The following is a 25,861-nucleotide window of genomic DNA, read 5'->3' on the forward strand; positions in this document are numbered from 1 at the left end:
CCATCATTGGCTGTCATCATTGGCTGTAGCTTTAACGGTGACTGTACCTACAGTTGTTCCTGTCAATAAACCGGACGGACTGATCGTTGCTGTTCCTGTGCCTGCTTCCACACGCCATGTTACGGAAGTGTTCGTTGCATTCTCWGGTAGTACCGTCGCATTCATTTGCAACGAGCTTCCGTTCGAAACGCTTGTTGCTTCATCTTTACCTGTCACGACGATACTTGTGACTGGAATCACCGCAATCGTAATGCTCTTGCTACCCACAATATTCGAACCATCATTGGCTGTGGCTTTAACGGTGACTGTACCTATAGTTGTTCCTGTCAATAAACCGGACGGACTGATCGTTGCTGTTCCTGTGCCTGCTTCCACACGCCATGTTACGGAAGTGTTCGTTGCGTTCTCAGGTAGTACCGCTGCACTCATTTGCAATGCACTTCCATTTGGAACGCTTGTTGCTTCATCTTTACCTGTCACGTCGATACTTGTGACTGGTATTACAGCAATCGTAATGCTCTTGCTACCAACAATATTCGAACCATCATTGGCTGTAGCTTTAACGGTGACTGTACCTACAGTTGTTCCTGTCAATAAACCGGACGGACTGATCGTTGCTGTTCCTGTGCCTGCTTCCACACGCCATGTTACGGAAGTGTTCGTTGCATTCTCTGGCAACACTTTCTCACTCATTTGGAGTGTACTTCCATTGGGAATGCTTGTTACATTGTTTTCACTCGTAACATTAATACTTGTGACAAGTATCGGAGTGATTGTAATGGTCATCGTACCAACAGTTGCGGATTCGTCATTGGCTGTGGCTTTGACTGTTACTGTGCCCAGACTAGTTCCTCTCAACTCACCTGACGGACTAATTGTTGCTGTTCCAGTACCTGCTTCCACACGCCATGTTACGGAAGTGTTCGTTGCATTTCCTGGCAACACTTTCTCACTCATTTGGAGTGTACTTCCATTGGGAATGCTTGTTACATTGTTTTCACTCGTAACATTAATACTTGTGACCAATACCGGTATGACGGTAACCGTCATCGTCCCTACAGTCCCGGACTCATCTACGGCTGTGGCCTTGACTGTGACTGTACCTAGACTAGTTCCTCTCAACTCACCAGTCGGACTGATTGTTGCTGTCCCTGTAACCGGTTCAACGCTCCATACTACACTAGCATCCGTCGCGTCCTCGGGTGAAACTAACGCTCTCATTTGCAGCGTTTCTCCATTCCGTAGGCTTGTTGCTTCGCTTTCACTCATTACCTCAATTCCTGTAACAGGTACTGCTCTTATTGTAACTGTCAGCGTCCCTACAATGTCTGGGTTATCATTCGCCGTTGCTTTAACGATAACATTACCAACAGCAGTTCCCGTCAATAAACCAGTCGACTCGTTTATATCCGCATTACCTGTACCTGGCACAACGCTCCATACTACAGAAGCATCTGTCGCATCATCAGGTGATACCAACGCAATCATTTGCAGTGTTTTGCCATTCCGAACGTTTGTTGTTTCACTTTCACTAATTACCTCTATGCCAGTAACCGGAATCTTTGTAATCACAATGGTCTTGACACCTACGATACCTGAACCATCCGTAGCAGCGGCTTTGACTAGTACTTCTCCTACCGCTGTTCCCGTCAATAAACCAGTCGACTCGTTTATATCTGCATTACCTGTACCTGGCACAACGCTCCATTCTACGGAATGATCAGTTGCATCCTCAGGATATACCAACGCACTCAATTGCAGCTGTTCACCCTTTTGAACGCTTGATGCCTCTCCTTGACTCATCACATCTATACTCGTAACCTTTACAGGCACAATCGTAATACTCTTCGTCCCAACGATCCCAGAACCATCTCTGGCTGTAGCCTTAACGAGTACCTCACCTAATGACATTCCAGTCAATAATCCGTCAGAACTAATACTTGCATGACTCGTACCAGCGTCGATACTCCAAGTTATTGACTTATTACCAGCGTTCCCGGGTGAGACATTGACGCTCATTTGCAATGTATGTCCTATCATCACAGATGTCGCATTGTTATCACTTAACACTTCAATACTACTCACAACTGGTAAAGCACGAGTCACGGTGACCACAGTCGTAGCTGTTGTTCCATCTTCTGCTCTCACCGAAATACTAATTTCTGTAGTACCCACCTGAAGAGAAATAGGTTCGCTCCAAGTAGCGCTTTCGACCGAGTTACCATTTACGGTTACTGTTGCATGTGACTCATTAATAGTCGGCATAACCTTCAAAGTGTCGTCCTCATAAGGGAGACTTACTGAATATGCCMTAGTATTTGTGTCGAACGTAGGATTTAATATGCCTTTAGAAACTGATAAATGGCTTAAAAGAGAATCATTACTCATGATAGTGGTAACGTATGACGCACTATTATTTGTAGTAACCATCTCAGCGCCGCCAGACACTGTTACCGAACTTGTCAATGTGCGGGCCGCATTAGCTGCAACATTCACAGTCACATCGATAGGCGCATAAGCGGATTGACCTTGCAGCGGGATATCGGTCCTTGAGCAGGTCAATGTATTGTAATTACAATTCCATCCACTCCCACTCATTGCTGTTGGTGTCAATCCTGCTGGCAACGAAACTACCGTTGTCACTGGACCACTCACCGGCGGTGTCCCGGAATTATAAACCGTAACCGTATAATGTGCTCCCGTTTTCCCTGGCGAAAAAATCCCGTTTGAACCAGACGCCGGCGCTATGGCTACTTGTAAATCCTGCTTATCTGGATTAAGCGTAATATCCCCGCCAGTATTTCCACTCATCACAACATCATTAAGCATACTAGGTATTGATGAGCCGCTTACATAAATAGCTCCACCGCGTACAGCATAATTACTAGCCAACGTCACTGCACTCATGTATACTTTTCCAAAATAATGATCAAGTAGCAGTCCCCCACCGTCCCCACCAGCGATATTATTCGATATCGTTGTATTGGAAATGTTCGCAGGTACACCCAGATATAAACCTCCTGCTTGCCCCTCCGAACCTGCTGCACTTACTTTGCTGTATGCCCTATTCCCTGTGATCGAGCTAGTTTTGATGGTAACTACTCGCGCAGCTGTTGTCTCTGGCGTTACTGCCAAACCACCCCCAAGCCCATAAGAGGTATTATTTGTAACGGTAACATTAACCAGGTCCAGGTTCATATCCCCCTRCAGAAATACACCTCCGCCTTGAGAACTATATAACGTAGAGCTAGAAATTCCGGCCGCATTATTCCGAAGAATAACATCATTTAGTTTAACTGTCCCACCTGCTGCACCCGTTAAATAAGCCCCGCCTCCGAAACCATTTCCGGATGTATAGTTATCCTCAATGATCGAATGAGCAATTTCTATCGTACGAGTTCCAGCATCTCCATCTATCCCGCCTCCGCCGTATCCAAACGGGGCCTTTCCATAACGAATCGTGAGTCCCTGAATCTTAACATCATAACCAGGCGTATTGACATTAGGGTTGATGGACAATACCCGGTTCGTTGCTGACTCGGGATTACTTGCCGCTTGAATGATCGTATTTGCGGGATTGCCTTGAATCCCATCTAAAATGATGTCACTACTAATCACCAATTGCCCGAGTGTAGAATTCAACGTATATACACCTGGAGGTATCGTAATTATATCTGCGCCTTCCTTTATGTTGGCTTCCATTATCGCCGCTCGGATCGAGCAGTTACCAACCCCATCATCACAAATCCCGTTCCCTGGATACGCATCTACAACGTCCATAGTTGTATTTACTGTAAATGTGGTAGCAGCTTTAGCGGACCCAACAAAGCTAAACCAAACGCCAACAATGGCAACCAACATTAGAAGAAAAACTAACATACTCCTATTGAATTTTATCAAAGTCCGTGATTCCTTTTGAGCATAATCCACTTTTCCCGCCTCCTTTCTGATAAATCAAAAAATCAAACTCAACTTAAGGACGTGGTGGAAATATTCCCTGCGTAGCCATACAAAAATTAAGAGTTAGATACGGCTGCATATTATTATGGGACTGGTTATTTCCAGTTGGAGCAACAGCTTGTGGTCCCATAGGCTTCAAGTTAGTCTTCTCTGTATACGCTGCTGCCCCACGTCTACTTTGAATATCCATCAACAGTTGGCCAGTAGGTGATTCCTGTGCGAAACCAGATGTGCCATATTGGACCGCATGAGAGTGCGCTGGTATTTCCGAAAGTAGTAACGTGACTGATGTCTCGCCAGCTGACTGACCGAGAACGTACTCTGATAAACCTGGTCCTTGACCAGGGTGCAAGGGAACTCTACCTTGTAAATTTGGAAGCGCGAAGTTAGTAGAACCGTTTCCTCCATACGTAGTACCTAACAGGGAAAATAAGGCTGCATATTGCTGAATAGGTAGTATTTGGCCGTTGCACTGCACCCACCCTGTAGGAGCGAAATTAAATGGGAAAATACGAATTTCTCCAAGATATTGATCCATAATATCTCTCCTTAATCTCTACTAGGGAATATCCCCTGTTGTGCGATAATTGCATTTAAACAAAGAAAAGGCTGTCTATTCTCATGAGGTTGCCCCCCGCCTATACTAGTAACCATGGCACTGTTTGATACACGATCTGAGACATAGCCATAAGAGCTCGTAGTGGTCATACCAAATGTGTGATTTTCGAGAGTTTTGGAATCCGCAGCATTTACACTAGCATTTAGCAAATGCATGTGGGATGGCATTTCACTAGAATCTAGCGTATGCATTTGCTCACCACCAGACTCGCCAATCGTGTGTCCTGCCCCCATATGAAGAGGAATTCTACTCTGTAAATTGGTTAGAGCAAATGTCGTTGTTCCATTACCGCCATAAGTTGTCCCTACTAAAGCAAAAAGTGCTTGATTCTGAGCTAGTGCAAGCGTTTGTCCATTGCATAATTGCCAGCCACCTGGCGCAAAGTTAAATGCAACCCATCGGATTTCACCAATATACGGTTCATCCGACATGCCACCTCCACTGCTTGGGAACATCCCCTCTGTACAAATAATATAATTAACAGCCAGATACGGCTGCATATTCGTATGTGGCTGACTTCCACCAGCACTTCCAAGAATTGCTGTTGAGGCCGTCGCCCCAACGCTATCCGTGAATTGATTGAGTGTTGATCTCGCTAAGACAGTCCCCTCCGGCGTGTTCGTACTCCCAAATTTGGACGATACACCGAAAGCATGTGAATGAGCAGGAATTTGGTTTACGGTTAAGGTAACCTCCTCCACGCCACCTTGCTCAGCAAAAGTGATCCCATTCCCACTATGCATAGGAACTCGGCTCTGCAAATTGGGTAATGCAAATGTACTAACTCCATTTCCGCCATACTTCGTTCCTATCAAAGAATACAAAATCTCATTTTGGGAAATAGGAAGTAGCTGCCCACTACAGAACATCCATCCATACGGAGCAAAATTCCCCCCAAACATTCTAATCTCACCAATATAGGCCATTATTTGTATCCTCCTAATTTCGAATAGACGGTTGAATGCAAATTAAACGTAAAAGATATATAAATTCGACAGTATTCCTTACCAATCTTTCAATTCTAAAAATTTCGACAATATTCTCTATTATTCTAGCAAAATATAGGTAATAATACATGCATATTTTTTATTTTATGGTATGTTATTACTATAATAAGCTCATTTAAGTCGGGAGGACTGTCATGGACTCGAAAAAAACATTTTCACGGCGTCATTTTTTGCAATATTTAGGCTTAAGTGCAGTTTCAGTTGCTTCCACCTATACAGGTCTCGCAGCATTCGCTCAGAAAGCTAGTGCATCAGAAGACAATAATGCTTACGAGCAATTGCCAGAAATATTCAACCCAACCTTACATACAGCGGCTGATGCGGATCAACTTCTTCTAAGCAACGGATTTACATATCAGCTTATAGCCGCATACGGGGATAAAATAAATTCAAAAGGTGATACCTTTGGATATAACAGCTGCTACACCTCCTTTTTCCCCCTGCCTAATTCAAATAAAGAAGCCATGTTATGGGTCAATCATGAATCAGGTCCGTATCCTTGGCTCATAGATCGTACTAAACCTATCGTTTGGGAACAACAGAAACAGTTGCTTTACGAGCAAGGTGGCTCATTGTTATATCTCAAAAAGGATACCTTCGGTTCATGGAAGCTTGTTAACGAGTCTTCCCTTGCACGACGGTTAACGGGTTTATCTCCAATCGAGCTATCAGGTCCGGTTAGAGGAACCTCCTCTGTTCATGGTGCAACGCGCGTTCAAGGAACAATCGGTAACCGTGGAGGCTCCAAAACCTTATGGAACACACAGCTTACTTGCGAAAACCACTATGAAGAAACTTGTCGTGACGCCGGTTTAGCACTGTATCATTACGGCTGGATCGTTGAGATCGACCCTTTCAATGAACAGAACAAGCCCGTTAAACATACAGCACTTGGCAGATTTCATCACGGTAGTGCAGCTATGACCTTGAACACGAACAATCAAGTCGTCGTTTACATGGGTGAAGATTCATCAAACGGATTTGTATACAAATTTGTAAGCAAGGATCCATGGAGAGAAGGTCAAGATAAAGAAAATCTCTTAACTGAAGGTAGTCTGTACGCGGCAGACTTCATTCAGGGCCGTTGGATTGAGCTCTCCCTATCGAATGTTAGCAAAATGCTGAAAAGCTTTACCTATCAAGTCCCTGAGTCTATGTATAAATCCAAAGAAGTCCTGCTTGAACAGTTCACATCCCAAAGCGATGTGCTTACCTATGCCAATGAAGCAGCACAAATTATAGGAGCTACTCCATGTGATCGGCCTTCTGAGCTTACCCTGCATCCCGTAGATAAATCTATTTATATTGCCTATACGCAGAATACTAGCCGCGGCAACCTTCACGGTCAGATTATCCGTCTAAAAGAAAATGGCAGCACGAACTTTGAGTTCGAAACGTTTCTTTCAGGCGGACGACAAAGCGGTTTTAGCTCACCTGCCAGTTTAACCTTTGATAAAAATGGTAACTTATGGGTTGGATCGGACGTTGCTCCTGACCAATTAAATTCCGGTGCTTGGTCCGAATTTAAAAATAATGGCATGTATCTTATCCACCGATCAGGTGTCGCTAATAAAACGAAACAATTCGCTTCTGCCCCCATTGAAGCTGCACTTAGCGGCGTTTCCTTCACCGAATTGCAGGATACTGTATTCTTATCCGTTAACCATCCAGGCTCAACAGGTGCAGGAACCAACAAACCAACAAGTCAATGGCAGCATAAGTCTGGAGACAAAAACCCACGCTCAGCCGTCGTTACGATTACACGTTTACCACTGTGAGAAAAACAAACAAAAACAGTCGTGTGCATGAGGCATACGGCTGTTTTTGCTCTCCAGCTCTCCATTTAATTTCACGAACATTAACCCATTGACAACCAATATTGTTCGTATTATGATAGTCAAGGCAATGACAATCAGCCGCATAACTATGAATCGTTCGTATATCCTCGAGGATTGGCTTGGGGGTCTCTAGAGGAAGCCATAACTTCCTAGCTACGACGGGTGCTCTTTTTCGCATACCCGTGTGGCTAGGTTTTTTTGCGTCCAAATATGACTGTTCCAGAGGAGATTGCTGCTATGAAAGCTTATGATTTTATCGTTGTTGGTGCAGGACCTGCCGGTATTTTTGCATGCTATGAAATGACATTGCTTCACCCTAACGCGAACATTATACTCGTTGACAAAGGCCATGATATTTACAAGCGCAGTTGTCCAATTCTCGAAAATAAAATCAAACTTTGTCCACCTCCAGCTGGTAAGAAAGACTTCTCTGGCTGTCTTCCCGCGTGTTCCATTACCTCCGGTTTTGGTGGAGCAGGTGCTTACAGCGATGGCAAATTCAACATTACAACCGAATTCGGTGGTTGGATGACGGATTATTTGGCACCTAGTAAAGTTATGGAGCTCATTCGTTATGTAGACAGCATCAATCTACAGCATGGTGCAACAGAAAACATTTCGGATCCTACAACCGAAGCAGTGAAAAATATAGAGCAACGCTCCTACGCGGCGGGCTTAAAGCTGCTTCGCGCTCAGGTTCGTCATTTGGGCACGGAGCAAAATCTAATGATCCTCAAATCCATCTATGAATATTTGAAAACACGCATTGATATGCAGTTCAAAACCGAAGTCGATGATATCATCACAACCAAAAAAGAAGATAAACATGTCATTCAAGGCATCCGCTTAAAAGATGGCACGGAGCTCCTAAGCAACAATGTTATGCTGGCCCCAGGACGAGACGGTTCGGCTTGGTTAACGCAGGTGCTCAAGAAGCGCCGACTCAAAATGTCCAACAATCAAGTCGATGTTGGTGTCCGTGTTGAAACCTCAGATGTCGTCATGCGTGAAATTAACGAACATCTGTATGAAGGTAAATTTGTGTATAACACTTCCGTTGGTACACGCGTTAGGACCTTCTGCAGCAACCCTTCAGGACATGTTGTGGTTGAGAATCACAGCGGTATTATGGCCGCCAATGGCCATTCTTACAAGGACCCTGCGCTTGGATCCAACAACACGAATTTCGCATTACTTGTTTCTCATAAATTTACGGAGCCTTTCGATAAACCAAATGAATATGCAAGAGAAATATGTAAGCACGCGAATGACTTATCAAGCGGAGGCGTCATCGTTCAGAAATTCGGCGATATTATGCGAGGACGTCGATCCACTGCTGAACGGATACGCGAAGGATTTTTAGAACCCACTCTCTCGGAAGCAGTTCCAGGTGATCTTGGACTTGTTCTTCCCTACAATACAATGAAAAGCTTAATTGAAATGATCCACGCACTTGAAAAAGTAACACCAGGTATCGCATCCGAACATACGCTTTTCTACGGAGTTGAAGCCAAATTTTACTCTGCTCGACCTAAGCTGACTGAGAGCTTTGAGACGGAAATCAAAGGTCTTTTCTGTGGCGGTGACGGAGCAGGAATTACACGAGGATTAGCACAAGCAGGTGCTGCTGGCGTATGGGTTGCTCGTAACATTCCACTGTAAATTATTTCCGAGGAAATAATTGCTCGTTCGTCAAATTCAGCATAAAACCAACATTTTCTGCCTTTGGGGGCGAATCATGTTGGTTTTTTTAAATGAAAAAAGCCTTCCCATACCTCACAGATTATGGTAAGATAAAACCGACTTAAGTAATGTAAGCGTTATCATTTTAAGAAGGGGGCAAATAAAATGAATGTAGCGCTCGAAGTAAAGAATACATATGAGGATTTTATTTTAGAAAAGGACATTATGTATTTCCGCGTTGGTGAACATGGCCTAGTCTCCTTTCATGGGAAGAACTACCATATTAAGAAACGCTTAAATACGGAAGAGATCCAAAATATGACCTCAGACAGCAGCTTTTTCAAAGTAAACACAGATTGTTATGTGAACACTCGTAAAATTCAACATATTGGGGACGGCAAAGTGTTCTTCGAAGGTAGAGGATCCGAATCCAAATACACGTCGATTACGAAGCTTCGCCAACATAAGTTGAAAGAGATTGTCTTGCAACAAAAGGCTGAAGCATAGGTACAATCGAATATAAGCGCCAAAAAAAGGAGCCGAGCGAATTGATCGCCAGCTCCTTCCTTGTTTATACCATTATGAAATTTTTGCTAGTGTCTCTTGCTGATGCTCGCGAATCAGAAAGCGTATGTAATCGACGGTTGTATCTTTCACTTTTTTGGCTTCTTCCAACGTAGCGAAGCTGTATTCAGCATAATCCGTGCTTTCATACTTGTTCAACTCTTCATTGTTCATGCCAAGTGTGGAAAAGTTATGAATGAGCTCATAGGATGTTTTCGAATCCACATTTTTCACAAAAATATCTTTCGAAAAGAAAGAGCCTTGTTTCTCTACTTTAAAGATGACTCGAAACGGCTTCTCCTTATCCGAAACAAAACATTTAATGACAACGTCGATTTCCATCGTTTGGTAATCCACCGTGTGCTTCGGTTCCTGCATTGGTTTCTGCATCCATTTCTTCAATATCCCCAGCACAAGATCCCTCCTCACACATGAACTTATCCTCATATTGTAGCGAATCCCAAGTTAATTGACAACCCAAATGATGGAATCTTTATAAAATAAAAGTCGAATTTACTCATTTCAAGCCATTTCCTGCTCCTTAAGCGATTGTATTGAGAGTGATGACTTATATTTCCAAGTAATGAATAGGCAGAGCAAGCCCGTTAGAACCCCACAAGCAATAAATGCCCCATTCGCCCCAAACCGATCCGCTATGAACCCAGAGAACAGACTGCCAATCGGTGTCGAACCCGCAAATACAAGGGAATACACACTCATGACACGTGCACGATACTCATCCTTCGCGTACATTTGAAGAGCCGAATTACTATTTGTCGCGAATAAAATATTAAAGAACCCCGTGAACGCAAGCAGCGTACCACAGACCCAAACGGAACCACTCAGTCCATTAAGAATTAAGCAAATGGCAACAAAGCAGCTTGCAGCCATACTCAACTTCAGCTTCGGACCTCGCTTACTGCGAAACGACATCGTCAGAGCCCCTGCAAGTGACCCTACTCCCAAACAAGACATCAACGTACCATAGGTCGTCTCTCCCATGTGCAGGACATTTTTGGTGAACACAGGAATTAGAATATTAAAGTTAAAAGCAAGCGTACCAATAACGGTTACGAGCAACACAGTTGGTGAGAGGATCGGATCTTTGGCAATGTAGACGATACCATCTTTAATTTCCTTCAGAATGCCTTCCTTCGCTCTCATCTTACGTACGTAGGGTGCTGCCTCAATATGAATCAGTCCATATAGAACAGCTATAAAGCTGACTCCATTTAGCAAAAAGCACCAACCTGCTCCCAACCAGGCCATCATGACTGCACCGATCGAAGGGCCAACAATTCTTGCCATATTAAACGTCGTTGAGTTGAGGGCAATCGCATTCATCAAATCTTCTTTACCCACAATCTCCACATTAAACGCCTGCCTTGTAGGCATATCCAACGTATTATTCAAGCCTAGAAGCAATGCTAAGACAAGAATATATTCATATCGAACCGTATCCGTTAGCACCAATGTGGCCAATGCGAAGGCAAGTATCATTGATACCGTCTGTGTGAGTATAAGAATCTTCTTCTTAGGAAATTTATCCACGATAATGCCGGCAAACAGCGAAAACAAAAGGATCGGTAGAAACTGACACGCAGCCACAATCCCAAGTTTAAGAGACGATCCCGTCAGTGTGAGAACGAGCCAGGATTGCCCGATATTTTGCATCCAAGTACCAATCAGCGATACACATTGCCCTAACCACATATAGCGATAGTTCTTGTGTGTCAACGCATGGAAATGACGATCAACGAACACAGCTCCCGCAGCCCTCATATTCATTGGTCTACCTCTTCCTCAGCAAAGTGAGCCGCATTGTGACCCATTTTTTCTAAAATCGTAAGAGCCATCTGCTTCTCCTCATCCGACATGCCGAACGTCAATCGCTCGCGCCAATCCGTGAGAACTTTGCGTACGTCCTCCTTAATTCCACGAGCTTTGTCCGTCAATAAAACCTCGTAACATCGCTTATCTTTTTCACTGACTGTGCGCGTTATGTAGCCTTGCTCTTCTAGCTTTTTCAGCGCTTTTGCCGTCGTTCCTTTATCGATTTTCAAATAGTCGGACAACTCCTCTTGCGTTAAACCGTCCTCTTTATACAACGCATTGAGGAAAATATGCTGACCTTTACCGATCTCGAATTGCTTCAAATGGTCACCAATATACATCTGTCCGTACCGGTAAATCAGCGATACCCACCTTGGAATCGAATTTCTCGTTTCAATCATTGCAACAACCCCTCCTGGTTTCTGATTTTACTGCTAAAATGCGCCTAACCTACCGAATCGTTGCACTTGCCACTAATTTAGTGTACGCCGAATACGTTGCATGTGCAACTAATTTTAAGCGGAAATTTGTGCAGTAGTGATGTTTTTCATCACTATGGAGCCTGAGGGCGGGAGGTTTTGGCGGGTTTTGCGGCTGTTGTGATGTTTCTCATCACTATGGAGCCAAGGCGCGGCTGGTTTTGGCGCATTTTGCGGCTATAGTGATGTTTTTCATCACTATGGAGCTTGGGCGCGGCTGGTTTTGGCGGGTTTTGCGGCTGTAGTGATGTTTTTCATCACTAAGGAGCCTGGGGGCAGTAGGTTTTGGCGCATTTTGCGGCTATAGTGATGTTTTTCATCACTATGGAGCTTGGGCGCGGCTGGTTTTGGCGGGTTTTGCGGCTGTAGTGATGTTTTTCATCACTATGGAGCCAAGGCGCGGCTGGTTTTGGCGGGTTTTGCGGCTGTAGTGATGTTTTTCATCACTATGGAGCATGAGCGCGGCGGGTTTCGCGGGTTTTGCGGCTGTAGTGATGTTTTTCATCACTATAGAGCTTGAGCGCGGCTGGTATTAGCGGGTTTTGCGGCTGTAGTGATGTTTTTCACCGTTACAGCGCACGCCATGCTAAAAAAAGGAGGAGCAAGTCGAAACTTGCCCCACCTTTTTCACAAATAGCGCCTAACGCTGCGCGTTCAGCGCTTCTTATAGAAACCTTACGCAAACCGGTCGCGATACCGCTACGGTTTGCTCCGTTTCTTGCAGCATCCCTGTCTCCGCATCCCTGCGGAAGACAACGATGCTGTCCGAGTTCTGATTCGCCGCGAGCAGGAACGCATCCTGCGGCGATAAAGCAAAATTCCGCGGCCATTGCCCCCGCGTCGACTGCCAACCCACGACCGACAGCGTGCCGCTGTCTCGGTCGACTCCATAAACCGCGATACTATCGTGTCCGCGGTTCGATGCATACAAGAAACGGCCATCCCCGGAGAGGTGGATGTCCGCGCAATAGCTGACACTGCCGAAATCATCCGGCAGTGTCGACAAGTTCTGGACCGCGGCCATGCGGCCCGCGTCCGCCTCATAAGACAACACGGTTACCGTGTTGTCCAGCTCATTGATCGCGTACACATACGTGCTGTCCGCGTTAAACACCACATGCCGCGGGCCCGCGCCCGGCTTCACTTCTGCTCCGCMATGCGGCAGCAGGGCGCCGCTCTCCGCGTCAATGCGGCTAACAACTAGCCGATCAAGGCCCAGATCGGCCGATACAGCAAACTGATTGTCCGGAGACGGGACAATCGAGTGCGCGTGCGGCGCTTCTTGGCGATCCGCTTGCGGTCCAAGCTCGCCTTCATGCTTAATCAGCTGCGTGTGCTCGCCCAAACCACCCCCCGCTTCTACGGGAAACACCGTTACATCGCCGCTTAAGTAATTCGCCACATACACCCTGCGGCCCGTGGCATCCAAGCTAATGTAACAAGGCGCAGAGCCAGCTGCTGGCTGTTGGTTGATTTTGCTCAATCTCCCCGTGCCCGCTTCAATCGCATAGGCTGCTGCCGAGCCTCCGAACCGTCCCTCATATGTCACCGTTTCACTCACCGCGTACAAGACGGTTTTATCCTTGTTCACCGCCAGAAACGAAGCATTCGGTAAATCGCTATACGTTTCGACCAGCGTCAATTCACCATTTTGCCCATCAAAGCTATATAAAGAAATGCCAACTGGATGCTGATCATCCGTGTATGAACCAACATACAGATATGCCTTTGACTTTTCTCTTGTATTTTCATTTTCATTTTCATTTGCATTCGCATTTGCATCACTAATAGCAGTTTCACGCTCATTTTCCATTCCCAACTCTGCCTCCCATTTTCCCCTATAAGTTATCTTCCACACGCCTTCGTTTCCCAAAAGCCGTCACACACATCGCAATAATCGCTCCGTACAGGGCAAGTTCCATATCATGCTGAGCATCCCAAGGATCCCCTTGCGCACCAACAAATAACGTACCGATCTCAGGAGCTACGATCATGGCAACCCACATTTCGATAAGCTCATAGAAAGCACCCATAGCCAAAACGATAACACACGTCATCACATAAATCCATCTTCTCCCAAGTGTTGTCCAGCCCCTCAAAGCTTCATAAATAGGATAGGCACAAAGCAATCCGAAACTCAAATGAACCAGCCGATCAAAATGATCCCGCTCTGACCCAAATATGCTCCGCAACCAAGGATCGAACCACGTCCCATTGTAAGAAAAGTGAGCCCCTACACTATGCAGCAACAGGAAACTCGCCAATAAGCCATACGTTAGATTTGAAAAAATAAATACTCTATACGTAGCGATCAGTCCAAGTAAAGCTGCCCACGTCAAAAGATTTTCTAACACCCAATCCCCGCGACTATGCGGCGCAATTGCCAACCATCCCCACACACCAAGCCACACAACCAGGATCATATGCAATATCCGATTGGTTTGAAAAGATTTCTTATTCCCTTGACTTTGCATCTGCTCAGCCCCCTTATCGTCTCTACAGACTAAGAGTACCGTGCTGGCATGCCTTCCAAAAGTACTAACTTTTACTAGTACCGAGCCCGGGATCACTCATTTAGCTGAAAGATCCTTTCATGTATAGGCTGCGGAACTCACTCGGTGTCATGCCTTCATGTTCATGAAATCGCTGATTGAAATAGCTTGCAGACGTGTAACCCGCTTCAACTGCTATGTCTTTGATCGGCCAATTTTCTTTCTCAATTAATCGCTGCTTAGCAAATTGAATTCGGCAAAGTGTAATGAACGACAACGGCGTCATCGAAGTGGCTTTTCGAAATATTTTGCAAAAATAATACGTACTGACGCCCGTGAGCTCCGCCCACTCCTCGAGATTAAATGGTTCGCAAGCTCTACGCTGCATCTCTGGAAGCAAGGCTAGAATCCGATCCACCGATTCCGTCCCACGATTGACGGTTAACGGCGAGGCATAGCTCATGAATTCGCACAAAATCATATACATCAACGTGCTCAACTGCGTGGGGCGAAGTATTTGATGGGCTTCCGCTTCTAAAAGCAGCTCATTGAAAGCTTTCTCAAGCTCAGCATTTCTTTTTAACGTCCATAAATTACGCAAAAACCCCTTCTCCAATAGGAACTCCTTGATCTGATCCCCATAAAAATGCACCCACCGAACATCCCACGGATCATCTTTGGAACTGGAATAACGCTGCTCTTGATAAGGCGGAAATAGGAAGGCATCCCCCTTTTGCAAAGTGTATGGCTGCCCCTCGATCTCCACATAACCTTTTCCTGAGATGACAAAATGCAAACTATACGTTGACCATAAACCCTCCGGCCGCTCGACTTCATGTTGGGGCTCTTCGCGATACCAGCCTACGGATTCTGGGAATATGAAATACATGGATTGCTGTAAAGTAGGTAACATAACTTGTCGGCGCATCGAATAAGACCTCATCTCTAATGACAATATTACGATAGTCGATTCAATATATTGTTATATTCATTTTAAATAACTCATTTTATAATAGCAATATAACGTCACACATTCCGCTTCAAAAAAGGAGAAATGCTGTCATGACTAAACTTCGTTGGGGAATTCTAGGCTGTGCGGGTATTGCCATCCGTGCCTGTATCCCAGGAATTAAGCAGTCCGAAACTGGTGTTGTAAGCGCAATCGCTAGTCGCAATCTGGAGAAATCTCAAGAGGTTGCCACTCGACTTGAAATCCCGAAAGCTTATGGAAGCTATGAAGAATTAATTGCGGATCGGGATATTGATGCGATCTACATCCCCCTTCCGAACCATTTACATAAAGAATGGACGATCCGCGCAGCGCAAGCAGGAAAGCATGTCCTGTGTGAGAAACCTGCTGCACTGACGGCAGCTGAAGTTCAGGAAATGGTTACGGTTAGTGAAGAAGCTGGTGTGCTGTTCGCTGAAGCTTTCATGTACCGCCATCACCCTCGTTACGAACGCGTAAAAGCCATCATGCAATCTGGCGAAATCGGAGATATTCGCGGTATTCACGGTACATTTACGTTCAGCAACCCGGATGATAGCAAAAATGTTCGTTACGTCCGCGAATGGGGCGGCGGCTCGGTTTATGACGTTGGCTGTTACCCGCTAAGTGCGGCTAGATATTTGCTAGAACGTGAACCTGAGGCTGTTACCACTCATGCGTTCTTCTCACCGGAACATGATAACGTCGATATGATGATGTCCGGACTTGTTGAATTCAGTGGCAATGTAGCCCTCACGTTCGATTGCGGGATGTGGGCTTCGTTCCGAAATACACTTGAGATTCTAGGTTCCAAGGGGCGCATTGTGATTCCATCGGCATTTGTAACACCGACTGAAGAATCCGGTCATTTCCAAGTTTTTGTGGGGAACGAACAGCGCGAAGAAAAAGTTCCTTTCCTTAACCAGTACGCCCTGCAGGTGGACGATATGGCCTATGCTGCTTGGGGTGAGAAACCGCAACGCTTCCCTGCACATGATGCCATTTTAAATTTGAAAGTTATCGACGCCTGCTTGCAATCCGCAACAGAACGCGCGCGCGTTCAGCTTTAATAATTCAAACCGAGAGGCTGGAGAACATAAATGAAGCATATTCAGATCAAAGGATTAGATAAACCGGTATCCAAGTTGGTTATGGGATCTGACTTTTTCAGACTAGATAACCCGCATGAAGTTAGTGAAATCCTCCATCATTATTTGACTATTGGCGGGAACACGATTGATACTGCTCATATTTATTGTGGCGGACAAAGCGAGCAAGCGATTGGTATTTGGTTGGACGAAACGGGCAAAAGAGAAGAGATGGTGTTATTCACCAAAGGTGCTCATCATGATAACAACGGTCCTCGTGTGAATCCGGAAGCCATTCGTCAGGACTTAATGACAAGTTTAGATCGGATGCGTACCGACTACATTGATTTGTATGGTTTACACCGTGATGACCCCGCTACACCTGTTGGCGTCATTGTCGAAGCTTTGAATGAGCATCTGGAAGCTGGCAGAATCCGCGCTTTCGGCGGATCCAACTGGACGCATCAGCGTTTACAAGAAGCGAATGAATATGCCGCGCAGCACGGCCTCGTCGGCTTTAGCTTCAGCTCACCTAACCTCAGTCTCGCTAAGCCAAATGAGCCGTTCTGGGCTGGCTGCGTATCTGCAGATAGCGAGGCGCTGCGCTGGTACGAAGAGCAGCAGTTTCCGCTGCTGTCATGGTCTTCGCAGGCGCGCGGTTTCTTCACGGGCCGGTTCTCGCCGGAAATCCGCGATAACGCGGATCTCGTTCGCGTATTCTACAGCGACGAGAACTGGACGCGCTTGCAGCGTGCGCAGCAGCTCGCACAGGAAAAAGGCGTGAGCGCGATCCAGATCGCCCTCGCCTACGTGCTAAGCCAGCCTTTTCCGGCATGCGCGCTGATCGGTCCGCGCACCGAGGCCGAAATGGTCTCCTGCCGCGATGGCGCAGAGCTAGTGCTGTCGGCGCAAGAGCTGGCCTGGCTTGATTTGACTGGAGCTACGGTGTAGCTCCATAATGTACGCAAAGAAGCTGTCTCAAAGTCAGTTTTGACTTTTCGAGACAGCTTTTTTGCGTTAATGACGGATGCGTAAACCTGCTCCCAGCAAATTAACTGGATTTTCTCCATCTATTTGAAGTGGAATTCTCGAATTCGAAGGATTAACTGTATTTCCTGTAATTAAATTCCTTCTAATGGCTTGTTTCTTCTATTTTCATACAAATTAGATGTATTTTTTCCATCTAATTACGAAAACGCTTCACATTCGAGCAAATTAGCTGTAGTTTATACATCTAAACACGAATCGGCAAAATGTAAGCCCACTTTTCCTTACACAAATCAAACCGAAATCAACAATCCTTCGTTACCTCAATTAATACATACGAAGGAGTTGGAACGATTGAACAAATGGATGCAAGCAAGCCTTTGTGGGATGATCATCTTCGCTGCTTCAGGGTGCAGCGGTAAGGAAGCCAGTCCGACGGCTGTCTCGCCTGCCGCTGCTTCAGCCACGCCGTCGCCTGCAGCGACAACGACGGCAACAGCAACGCCGACTCCACAAGCGTCGGCGACTGCACCACCTGCGGCAACGCCTTCGCCTGCCTCTACCGCAAGCCCAGTTGCGGCTGCCAGCGCAACGCCGCAACCCCAAGCATCCGCGACGTCTGCTACGACGCCGACACCGGCCCCAACGCCAGTGCCTGCTAGCGCGACGCCTGCACCTACTGCAGCACCTACGCCTTCGCCTGCGCCGTCTGTCAAGCCGCAGGATACGCCGGCAAGCATCCCAAGCGCAAAAGCCGAGCTGCTCTATAAAGACAACTGCTTGGTATGCCATGGTGTAGGCTTGGCAGGAGATTACGGCCCGAACCTAACGAAAGTTGGTTCACGTAGAACAAAGGAGCAAATCGTCACGCAAATCATGAACGGTAAAGTCGAGATGCCTCCCTTCAAAGACACATTAAAACCCGATGATATCGAATCATTAGCCACTTGGCTTTCGGGCATGAAATGAACGAAAAACAGGTCTCCTTATCTGAAAAAGGAGACCTGTTTTTCGTTAAGCCGACCCCAGCACTTTCTTCCCTCGCGGCTGACTGCCATTCGAATCCGGCTCCAAGGTGACACCAATGGAGTCGATGATCAATTCTTTTGCATGAACATCATAAGACAGTACGCCCACCCCTTTATTATCCACACGCAGCGTTCCGCAGTTGTACTTTTTCCCGTTATGATTCAACCATACCTGATAAGTCCAATCGCCACTCGTTTCATTCAGTCCCGACAAGTTCACGACAACTTTATGAACATCCCCGTACTGCACAACCCAAGCTGTTCCCGAGGCTGCTGGCATGGAAGTGTCCGCCGATGTCAAATTGAACGTATTGACAACCTTTGAAGGCTCGCTCATACCATTTGCTGTTTCCTTGGTGTGAAAAGCGTCATAGTTCCATATAGCACCTACAACGATACCAAGCACGACCACGGCAGCTGCCCCATACATCCATGCAAATGAACGCCGCTTAAGAATTGGACCTTTATTGAGCTCTTCTTTATGAATCTCTTCTTTATGGTTAACTTCTTTATAGTTCACTTCTTTATGGATCGGCTCATTACGAATGGCCTCCATCACTTGCCCCTTCAAATCCGGCGGAAGTTCCACTTCTTCCATGTGGTAAGGTAGCGTTAGCCAGACAGAGCGCAATTCTGGCAGTTCTTCTCTGCATGAGTCACAGGTACGCAGATGCCGTTCGAAAGAAGCACGTTCCCATTCCGTGCATTCGCCTGTTAAATAATTAATGATAAAGCTGCAGTCAATAGGTTCTTGTTCTTTCATATGTCATCCTCCCCTCGTGATGTCAAATGCTTACGAAGTATTTTTAAGCATTGATGCAGTCGGCTCTTTACAGTGCCTACTGGTTCATTCTTTTTTGAAGCAATCTCACTTAACGAATAGCCTTCCCAATACATCATTTCGATCAATTCAATCTGATTTGTTGATAAATGCACATAGGCTTGTTGAATTTGTTCAACCGTCGACTTACGGGATATGACCGACTCCGGATTCGAATCCCCCGAAACGAGTGCTTGTTCCCACTCACGAGGCTCAAATCGAACGACTTGGCCCAGTTTACGATTTTTGCGTACATAATCAATCGTAATATTGCGTGTGATCGTAATGATCCAATTGACGAATACGCCTTTGCTGTCATCATAGCCCTTGCTGGTTGTCCACAGACGCGTAAACACCAATTGTACGATTTCTCTAGCTTCTTGCTCATTCTTCATGGATTTCATAGCAAACGAGTACACAAGCTTAGCATAACGATCGTAGAGCTCTTCTAAAGCAGAATGCTCTTTCGCCATAATTAGCTGCATAAGCTCCCCATCTGTTCGATTTCGCATAGCTTGGCTCTCCCCGAGTGAAATTGATGTCTAATTAACTCTTACATTACCATATTTTCAGCTCGTATAGACAAAAACTCCAACCTTTCTGCATCAAGCAGTAGGTTGAAGTTCACAGTTACAGCTTGTCTGTTGCCTGTTACCTGATTTCAGTTTTTGCTGGATCTAGAACGAACCACACTTTCCCTACATTTTGCCCTGTTGTATCTCCAGGATTTTTATCTTTAACCCAATAGTACAATGGCCAACCTTTGTAGGTGTTTTGCTTTGTTCCGTCCGTTCGCGTGAATTCACCAAAATCACTTGCATTCAAATCACTCGACACCGTCAGATTCGCATCATAGAATATCGGCCAGTTCACAATACATGCACCGACGCAAGAGTTCACATCAGCTTTATCCTTGGTAAACAAGTATAGCGCCATGCCATTCGTATCGACTAGATATGTGCCAAGTTGATCAGATTTGCTTGTTTTTACCRAACTGTTGATAGTTTTCGTTCCACTGAAAGTCGCTGGATCTACGACGAACCATACATTGCCTACATTTTGTCCTGTCGTATCCCCCATCTTCTTATCGTCTACCCAGTAATACAAAGGAAAGCCTTTGTAAGTCGTTTGCTTCTTGCCATCCGCACGAATAATAGTTCCAAAATCAGCCGAGTTCATACCCGTAGGTGCAGCAATGTGGTCGGCATCGTATAAAGGCCATTTTTCCAAACATTTTCCTGCACAGTTGCTGACACCTTTCGTATCTTTATCGTAATAATAAAGTGTCATACCCTTGGTGTCCGTCAAATAGTTGCCAAGATCGGCTTTGGTCCCTACTGCAATCCCAGCTGCAGGTTTAATGACATACCAGAGCTTACCAACCGCATCGCCTTTCGTATCCCCTGCTGCTTGATCCATAGCATAATAATATAAAGGCCAACCTTTGTACATCAATTGTTTCTTACCGTCTTTGCGCAGTAACACAGTAAAATCGGCTGCTTGAAAGCCTGCTGGCACCATCAGTTGATCATCATAATAAACAGGCCATTTTGCTAAGCAAGCATCCACACAAGAATTCTGATCCCCTGCATCTTTGGTAAAATAGTAGAGCGTCATTCCTTTGGAATCAGCCAGATAGCTTCCAAGCGCATCGTTTTTCTTTACTTGTAGTGACTTGTATGTAAGTGCTTCAAGCTTATTCGCAGCCAGGATCCCCTTTCCTGATAACACAGTTGCTAGTGTTTTGTCGCTGCCTTTCAATGTCGCGTGCAAAGCTTCGAGTGTCGCAGTTGCCACATTCATGTTGACGAGCTGGCCAACACTTGCGATTTTGGATAGTCCCTTTTGTTCAGCAAAAGTAAGTGCCTGAGCGAACTCAAAATCTGTTCCTTGCTTGTATCCGAGGGCTTCCAGTAATACTTTGTAATAAGCTTGCGCTGTGATGCCAGATAATGGATCAAATTGGTCTCCACCTGTGCCTTGCCAACCTAGCTCAGGGTGATCTTTAAGGTAACCAAGAACCGCTTGCCCCTCTTTGTAGACAAGACTCGCATCCTTGAAATTAGTCATCCCACTGTAAGCTAATGCTTCAGTTTCCAGTCCTTTTAAACGTAAAAACATGATCGCTGCTTGAAATCTCGTTGTAGACTTAGTAAGATATTCCGTCGTAAGACCGTTGCCGTCTCCTTGTAAGATACCTAGATCGCCTGCCACATCTGTCTCCGATTTGACTTGCATTTGCTCAGCTGCAATCGCTGTCAACGCGGTCAGACCCATGACAACACCTAGAAGTACAACAGCTGAAAGGACTAATTTCTTCAAATACCTCATACCGTACACGCCTCCTTAAATGGGGTGAAGCAAACTCAATTTTGGTAGAATGCTTTTCCTTCTTAAGGTAACGAAGCGGAATGGATATCGGTTTGTACTCCTTTCATAAATTATTGAAAGAGAACAAATCAAACAACATTCGATCCGATAGACGACCATCCTTCGCCATGATAAAATAGAAGGAAGCGTTATTTTTAGCCAAATAAGCCTATTAACATAGAATCGTTACTTAGCTTTCCAGACGGAAAGCTGTCAGGAGGTACCATGGGAAAGACCGATGTTCGCCGAGATGCCATCATGCATGCAATTAAAGATAAAGGCTCCATTGCCTTGACGGATATTGTGAAGCAATTCAATGTCTCTGAAGCAACTGCACGACGGGATCTAGAAATTCTCGAGCAAGAGAAACGCTGTATCCGCACCTTTGGCGGAGCTGTGCTTGAGAGCTTGAAAGTGGAAGTCCCCTTCTTTAATAAAATGGACCTCTATACCGATGAGAAGAAAGAAATCGCTGACAAAGCCCTTCGTTACATCGAAGATGGCGATATCATTGGGCTAACAGGTGGAACGACTACGACTTTCATCGCCAAAAAGCTGAACCAATTCAAAAATTTGACCGTCATTACGAATGCCGTGAATATTGCCTACGAGCTCATCGGCACGCCTGGGTTGCAGCTGATTCTAACCGGTGGTGTGATTCGCACACAAACCTTTGAACTCTCAGGCCCATTAGCGAATGCCACACTTGAGAATCTCAGTATCCGCAAAACATTTATGGGCTGCGACGGCATCTCCCTCTCACGCGGCATGATGATCTATAATGAGCTTGAAGCCGAAACGAATCGCCGGATGATGAAGCAATCGATGGAAACGTATCTCGTAGCTGATCATTCCAAATTTAGCCGAAGCTCTTTGTTCGTTATTGGCGAGGTACAAGAAGCCGTTGGTATCATTAGCGACTCCTCTATCACGCCGGAAATGAAGCTGGCGTTCAAGGAGTCGGGAACACCATTCCTCTAAAACAAAAAAGCGATATCCCAGCCATCAGGCCCAGGATATCGCTTTTTCGCTATACATGCTTATTTCAGTTCACTGCTCGGCTGTGGAATTGGCCCTGACTTCATTTTCAAAGACGGTACCATAATACCAACCCCGATAACAAAGAGCAACGCCGATGTGAGGTAGATCGATTCAAGTGAGAAAGAAGCTTTAATCGTCCCTGCCAGACTCATGGTAATGACCATCGAACCCATAAAGAGCGGTGTTAGAATACCATTCACGCGTCCAACGAAAGATTCCTCGGTATTCCCTAGAATTAATGTACTAATCCCGATCTGAATAGCTGGCATCACAAGTCCTGAGATAAACTGCATCAGGAGTGCCAACCATACCAAATGCGTCACACCTAGCATGGCAAAAGTGACTGCGCTTACCGCCATACCGACGGTGAGCATCGCTTGTGGGGATATTTTTTTGGCAAAGGCCATCGTTACACCACCGCCTATAATCATCGCGGCCCCATTCGCCGCCATAAACCACTGCAAGCTCGACTTCTCTAAGCCTAATTGCTCAGTTACTAGAAAAATGCCAAGTGGGCTTATCAACCCAATCGCTAGACCAGCAACTGCAAAACAACCGCCAAGGATGACTAGCATACGGTTTCTCAACACATAACGGAAGCCTTGCCCCATTTCCGTGAAGATATGCGTCGTGCGCGGCTCCGATGTATCTTCTTTCATATCCTTAGGCAGGAACGTAAGTACCAGTGCGGATAATAAGAAACATGCTCCCATGATGGCCACGGCCGTTTCGATCCCGAAACGATAATAGATGAATGAGCCCAGCATAGGCCCCAAAATCATGAAAATCGCCATCATCGATTGGAACATCGACATCCCCAATTGCATTTGCGAAGCAGGGACATGTACTTTAAATAGCTTCATGTTCGATGGTTGAGAGAATTGGGAAAGAATCGATGACACCAGAGTAGCAAAGAAGATCGCTTTCCAAGACCCCATATACAAGGTGATCAAGATAACAAAAACGGATGCTGCACTAAGTAAATCGCACCACACCATCGTCAGCTTTGGCCTCCAACGATCGGCGAATGCTCCACCGATAAAGGAGAAGATAAATATTGGCGCGAACTCAGCTACCGAGATTAAGGAAAGCGAGTATGGATCATTATTCGTCATGTCTGTGACATAGAGTAGAATCGCAAAGTTACGTATCCAAATTCCGATTTGAAGCAAAATACCTGATAACATAATCGTTTGAACGAATCGATTCGCAAAAAATGATTTCATCGTTGGCTCAGATTGAGCGTTTGCATGACTCATTTGAAAATATACACCCCTTCATAATTAGATCGCTTGTGAAATGCGTGAAATGTGCGCATTGTTCCTACGTAATTGGAAACGAAAAGTTTCACAAGCCTATCTGATTTTACAAGGAGAATGCTTCAAGTTGCTAGAGAAAGAACTTCTATACTCATTTTCCCCCTAGTCCTGTCTCCAGCCAATCGGATATTGCTCGGATAAAGTTACAGGTAACCGTCCGACAGCTGCTTCACGACCAAGCAACACATTCGCTAGAGAAACCATCGCCAGCGGACGATTCTCATAACAAGCATAGTAGGTTTTCACTTCTGGGAACTCAAGCAAGTCATACGGATTACGTCCTGCCGCGACGATGAGATGCACATTTTCTTTCTGTATCAAAACCTTAACCAGCTGTGTTTGTCCCTCAGAGAACGTCGCATTGTAGGTTACAATGACCACTTGCTCATAGGCTTCGCAACGCTTCAATGTCTCCGCAATTTCCTCATCGGTTGGAAACAAACCCAAGTACAACTCTTGCACGTGCTCCCCAGTCAACTCGGACAACACGCTGCCAAGCGTTCCCTCACGATCAACAACCTCATCGATTTCCGTCCCCGATTGGACTTCTGTCCAAATCACGCAGGTTTTATCGTTCAGTTGGAGGTCCTTGCCAACTTCATCCTTGACCTTCGTGATGCTTTTGCGACTTAACTCCTTCGCCAGCTCCTGATGCTCTGGTGTCGAGATGGGTCCCTCTGGAACCTGCGTTAGTGTATCAAAGCGAATGTCACGCTTATACTTGTAAGTCATAATACGAAGAACAGACTCATCAATACGCGCTTCTGAAACACGACCGCTTTCCACAGCGGCAATGACCGCTTCCATAGCCGCAATCTGACGCTCCAACTCATGACTAACGAGCAAAATATCCGCCCCCGCTTCCAGTGCACGAACCGCACCTTCCGCTACGCCAACCCCTTCAGAGATCGCCTTCATCTCTAAGCAATCCGTGACGATAAGTCCTTTGAAACCAAGTTGACCACGCAGTAATTCCGTTAATATTTTATACGATAATGTTGATGGTATACTGCTATCTTCCAAAGCTTCAAAGACCACATGTGCGGACATAATGGCATCTACACCGCCTTCAATCGCCTTGATGAACGGGGCTAGCTCCAGCTCCATCAATCGCTCCATGCTATGCGGAACTACAGGTAAATCATGATGCGAATCCGCTGTGGTATCCCCATGTCCAGGGAAATGCTTCACCGTAGCGATAACGCCCATGTCTTGCAAGCCTTTGACTGCGTGCGTGCCCATATCACTCACAATGGCTGCTGTTTCCCCATAAGAGCGGACTCCAATTACGGGGTTTAGCGGGTTATTATTAATGTCTAAGCAAGGAGCCAAGTTCATGTTCACGCCCATTTGGCGAAGCTCTTYGCCCATCACCTTAGCGCTGGCATAAACGCCAGATGGTGCAAAGGCAGCACCTAATGCCATATTCCCCGGCAGCAACGTTGCTCCCTTTTCGATACGGGACACCATGCCGCCTTCTTGATCTACTGTGATAAATAGCGGCTGGCCGCCACTATTCAGGCTGATAGCTTGCAAATCGGCAGACAGCTGAGCAAGCTGCTGAGCGTCCTTCACATTACGACGGAAATAAATGACGCCGCCAATCCCATACTCTTCAATTAATTTCGTAACATGTGGATTCGGTTCCAGTGCGTCAAACCCACAAGCGAATAATTGGCCTACCTTTTGCCGTAACGTGAGTGGCTTATTGTTCGAATTTCCAGCTGCTGACATGGTTGTACACG

At 45.9% G+C, this 25,861-nt stretch carries 21 protein-coding genes and 1 riboswitch; of the genes, 7 read left to right on the forward strand and 14 right to left on the reverse strand.

Features of this window, described 5'->3' with window-relative positions; translation table 11 throughout:
- Nucleotides 1–3: 3 nt before the first annotated feature.
- The 3 genes from AB4114_RS19100 to AB4114_RS19110 form a co-directional block, all read right to left on the reverse strand.
- Nucleotides 4–3,879 carry an Ig-like domain-containing protein gene (locus AB4114_RS19100; RefSeq protein WP_441989906.1) on the reverse strand — a complete coding sequence of 1,292 codons (3,876 nt, stop codon included), beginning with the start codon at nucleotides 3,877–3,879 and terminating at the stop codon, nucleotides 4–6.
- 94 nt (nucleotides 3,880–3,973) lie between these two features.
- Nucleotides 3,974–4,498, reverse strand: a complete 525-nt coding sequence (locus AB4114_RS19105) for a phage tail protein (RefSeq protein WP_441989907.1) — start codon at nucleotides 4,496–4,498, stop codon at nucleotides 3,974–3,976.
- An 11-nt stretch (nucleotides 4,499–4,509) separates the two neighbouring features.
- A complete protein-coding gene (locus AB4114_RS19110; protein ID WP_441989908.1) occupies nucleotides 4,510–5,505 on the reverse strand; it encodes a phage tail protein in 996 nt (331 codons plus the stop codon).
- A 215-nt stretch (nucleotides 5,506–5,720) separates the two neighbouring features.
- Here AB4114_RS19110 and AB4114_RS19115 point away from each other — a divergent pair, with 215 nt between their 5' ends.
- From AB4114_RS19115 to AB4114_RS19125, 3 genes are all read left to right on the forward strand, one after another.
- The gene (locus tag AB4114_RS19115; protein ID WP_441989909.1) at nucleotides 5,721–7,364 is read left to right on the forward strand and encodes a PhoX family protein; all 1,644 of its coding nucleotides are present in this window, start codon (nucleotides 5,721–5,723) and stop codon (nucleotides 7,362–7,364) included.
- A 137-nt stretch (nucleotides 7,365–7,501) separates the two neighbouring features.
- A riboswitch (purine riboswitch) is annotated at nucleotides 7,502–7,600 on the forward strand.
- Nucleotides 7,601–7,661: 61 nt separating this feature from the next.
- Entirely contained in the window at nucleotides 7,662–9,086 is a 1,425-nt protein-coding gene (locus AB4114_RS19120) for an NAD(P)/FAD-dependent oxidoreductase (RefSeq protein ID WP_441989910.1), read from the forward strand.
- Between the two features lie 186 nt (nucleotides 9,087–9,272).
- Nucleotides 9,273–9,614: a LytTR family transcriptional regulator DNA-binding domain-containing protein gene (locus AB4114_RS19125; RefSeq protein WP_441989911.1), complete on the forward strand. Its 342-nt coding sequence runs from the start codon at nucleotides 9,273–9,275 to the stop codon at nucleotides 9,612–9,614.
- A gap of 72 nt (nucleotides 9,615–9,686) precedes the next feature.
- Here the strand turns inward: AB4114_RS19125 and AB4114_RS19130 are convergent, their stop codons facing one another.
- The 6 genes from AB4114_RS19130 to AB4114_RS19155 form a co-directional block, all read right to left on the reverse strand.
- Nucleotides 9,687–10,085, reverse strand: coding sequence for a hypothetical protein (locus tag AB4114_RS19130; RefSeq protein ID WP_171632009.1), 399 nt, complete (start codon nucleotides 10,083–10,085; stop codon nucleotides 9,687–9,689).
- Nucleotides 10,086–10,193: 108 nt separating this feature from the next.
- Nucleotides 10,194–11,459: an MFS transporter gene (locus AB4114_RS19135; protein ID WP_441989912.1), complete on the reverse strand. Its 1,266-nt coding sequence runs from the start codon at nucleotides 11,457–11,459 to the stop codon at nucleotides 10,194–10,196.
- A complete protein-coding gene (locus tag AB4114_RS19140; RefSeq protein WP_441989913.1) occupies nucleotides 11,456–11,905 on the reverse strand; it encodes a MarR family winged helix-turn-helix transcriptional regulator in 450 nt (149 codons plus the stop codon). Before AB4114_RS19140 ends, AB4114_RS19135 begins: the two co-directional genes overlap by 4 nt.
- A 742-nt stretch (nucleotides 11,906–12,647) precedes the next feature.
- Nucleotides 12,648–13,796 carry a lactonase family protein gene (locus AB4114_RS19145; RefSeq protein WP_441989914.1) on the reverse strand — a complete coding sequence of 383 codons (1,149 nt, stop codon included), beginning with the start codon at nucleotides 13,794–13,796 and terminating at the stop codon, nucleotides 12,648–12,650.
- Nucleotides 13,797–13,821: 25 nt separating this feature from the next.
- Nucleotides 13,822–14,457: a DUF2238 domain-containing protein gene (locus AB4114_RS19150; protein ID WP_441989915.1), complete on the reverse strand. Its 636-nt coding sequence runs from the start codon at nucleotides 14,455–14,457 to the stop codon at nucleotides 13,822–13,824.
- 100 nt (nucleotides 14,458–14,557) lie between these two features.
- Nucleotides 14,558–15,403 (reverse strand): AraC family transcriptional regulator, encoded by an 846-nt coding sequence (locus AB4114_RS19155; RefSeq protein ID WP_441989916.1) that lies wholly within the window; start codon nucleotides 15,401–15,403, stop codon nucleotides 14,558–14,560.
- A gap of 134 nt (nucleotides 15,404–15,537) precedes the next feature.
- Here AB4114_RS19155 and AB4114_RS19160 point away from each other — a divergent pair, with 134 nt between their 5' ends.
- From AB4114_RS19160 to AB4114_RS19170, 3 genes are all read left to right on the forward strand, one after another.
- Entirely contained in the window at nucleotides 15,538–16,533 is a 996-nt protein-coding gene (locus AB4114_RS19160; RefSeq protein ID WP_441989917.1) for a Gfo/Idh/MocA family protein, read from the forward strand.
- A gap of 30 nt (nucleotides 16,534–16,563) precedes the next feature.
- The gene (locus AB4114_RS19165; RefSeq protein WP_441989918.1) at nucleotides 16,564–17,502 is read left to right on the forward strand and encodes an aldo/keto reductase; all 939 of its coding nucleotides are present in this window, start codon (nucleotides 16,564–16,566) and stop codon (nucleotides 17,500–17,502) included.
- Nucleotides 17,503–17,892: 390 nt separating this feature from the next.
- Nucleotides 17,893–18,507 carry a c-type cytochrome gene (locus AB4114_RS19170; protein ID WP_441989919.1) on the forward strand — a complete coding sequence of 205 codons (615 nt, stop codon included), beginning with the start codon at nucleotides 17,893–17,895 and terminating at the stop codon, nucleotides 18,505–18,507.
- 45 nt (nucleotides 18,508–18,552) lie between these two features.
- On the opposite strand, the gene AB4114_RS19175 is transcribed toward AB4114_RS19170, so the two are convergent.
- The 3 genes from AB4114_RS19175 to AB4114_RS19185 all read right to left on the reverse strand — a co-directional run bounded on the left by AB4114_RS19175 (nucleotide 18,553) and on the right by AB4114_RS19185 (nucleotide 21,717).
- Nucleotides 18,553–19,329, reverse strand: a complete 777-nt coding sequence (locus tag AB4114_RS19175; protein ID WP_441989920.1) for an anti-sigma factor domain-containing protein — start codon at nucleotides 19,327–19,329, stop codon at nucleotides 18,553–18,555.
- Entirely contained in the window at nucleotides 19,326–19,898 is a 573-nt protein-coding gene (locus tag AB4114_RS19180; protein ID WP_441989921.1) for a sigma-70 family RNA polymerase sigma factor, read from the reverse strand. Before AB4114_RS19180 ends, AB4114_RS19175 begins: the two co-directional genes overlap by 4 nt.
- Before the next feature lie 139 nt (nucleotides 19,899–20,037).
- Nucleotides 20,038–21,717 (reverse strand): hypothetical protein, encoded by a 1,680-nt coding sequence (locus AB4114_RS19185; RefSeq protein ID WP_441989922.1) that lies wholly within the window; start codon nucleotides 21,715–21,717, stop codon nucleotides 20,038–20,040.
- A gap of 264 nt (nucleotides 21,718–21,981) precedes the next feature.
- On the opposite strand from AB4114_RS19185, the gene AB4114_RS19190 reads away from it, so the two are divergent.
- Entirely contained in the window at nucleotides 21,982–22,737 is a 756-nt protein-coding gene (locus tag AB4114_RS19190; RefSeq protein WP_171632028.1) for a DeoR/GlpR family DNA-binding transcription regulator, read from the forward strand.
- Between the two features lie 59 nt (nucleotides 22,738–22,796).
- Here the strand turns inward: AB4114_RS19190 and AB4114_RS19195 are convergent, their stop codons facing one another.
- Together AB4114_RS19195 and nagZ are read right to left on the reverse strand one after the other, a co-directional pair.
- Nucleotides 22,797–24,056, reverse strand: a complete 1,260-nt coding sequence (locus tag AB4114_RS19195; protein WP_441989923.1) for an MFS transporter — start codon at nucleotides 24,054–24,056, stop codon at nucleotides 22,797–22,799.
- A gap of 162 nt (nucleotides 24,057–24,218) precedes the next feature.
- Nucleotides 24,219–25,850, reverse strand: coding sequence for a beta-N-acetylhexosaminidase (gene nagZ / locus AB4114_RS19200; RefSeq protein ID WP_441989924.1), 1,632 nt, complete (start codon nucleotides 25,848–25,850; stop codon nucleotides 24,219–24,221).
- Between the last annotated feature and the right edge of the window lie 11 nt (nucleotides 25,851–25,861).

Origin of the sequence: Paenibacillus sp. 2RAB27 (assembly GCF_052115445.1) — a bacterium.
In the GTDB taxonomy this organism is placed as follows: Bacteria; Bacillota; Bacilli; order Paenibacillales; family NBRC-103111; genus Paenibacillus_E.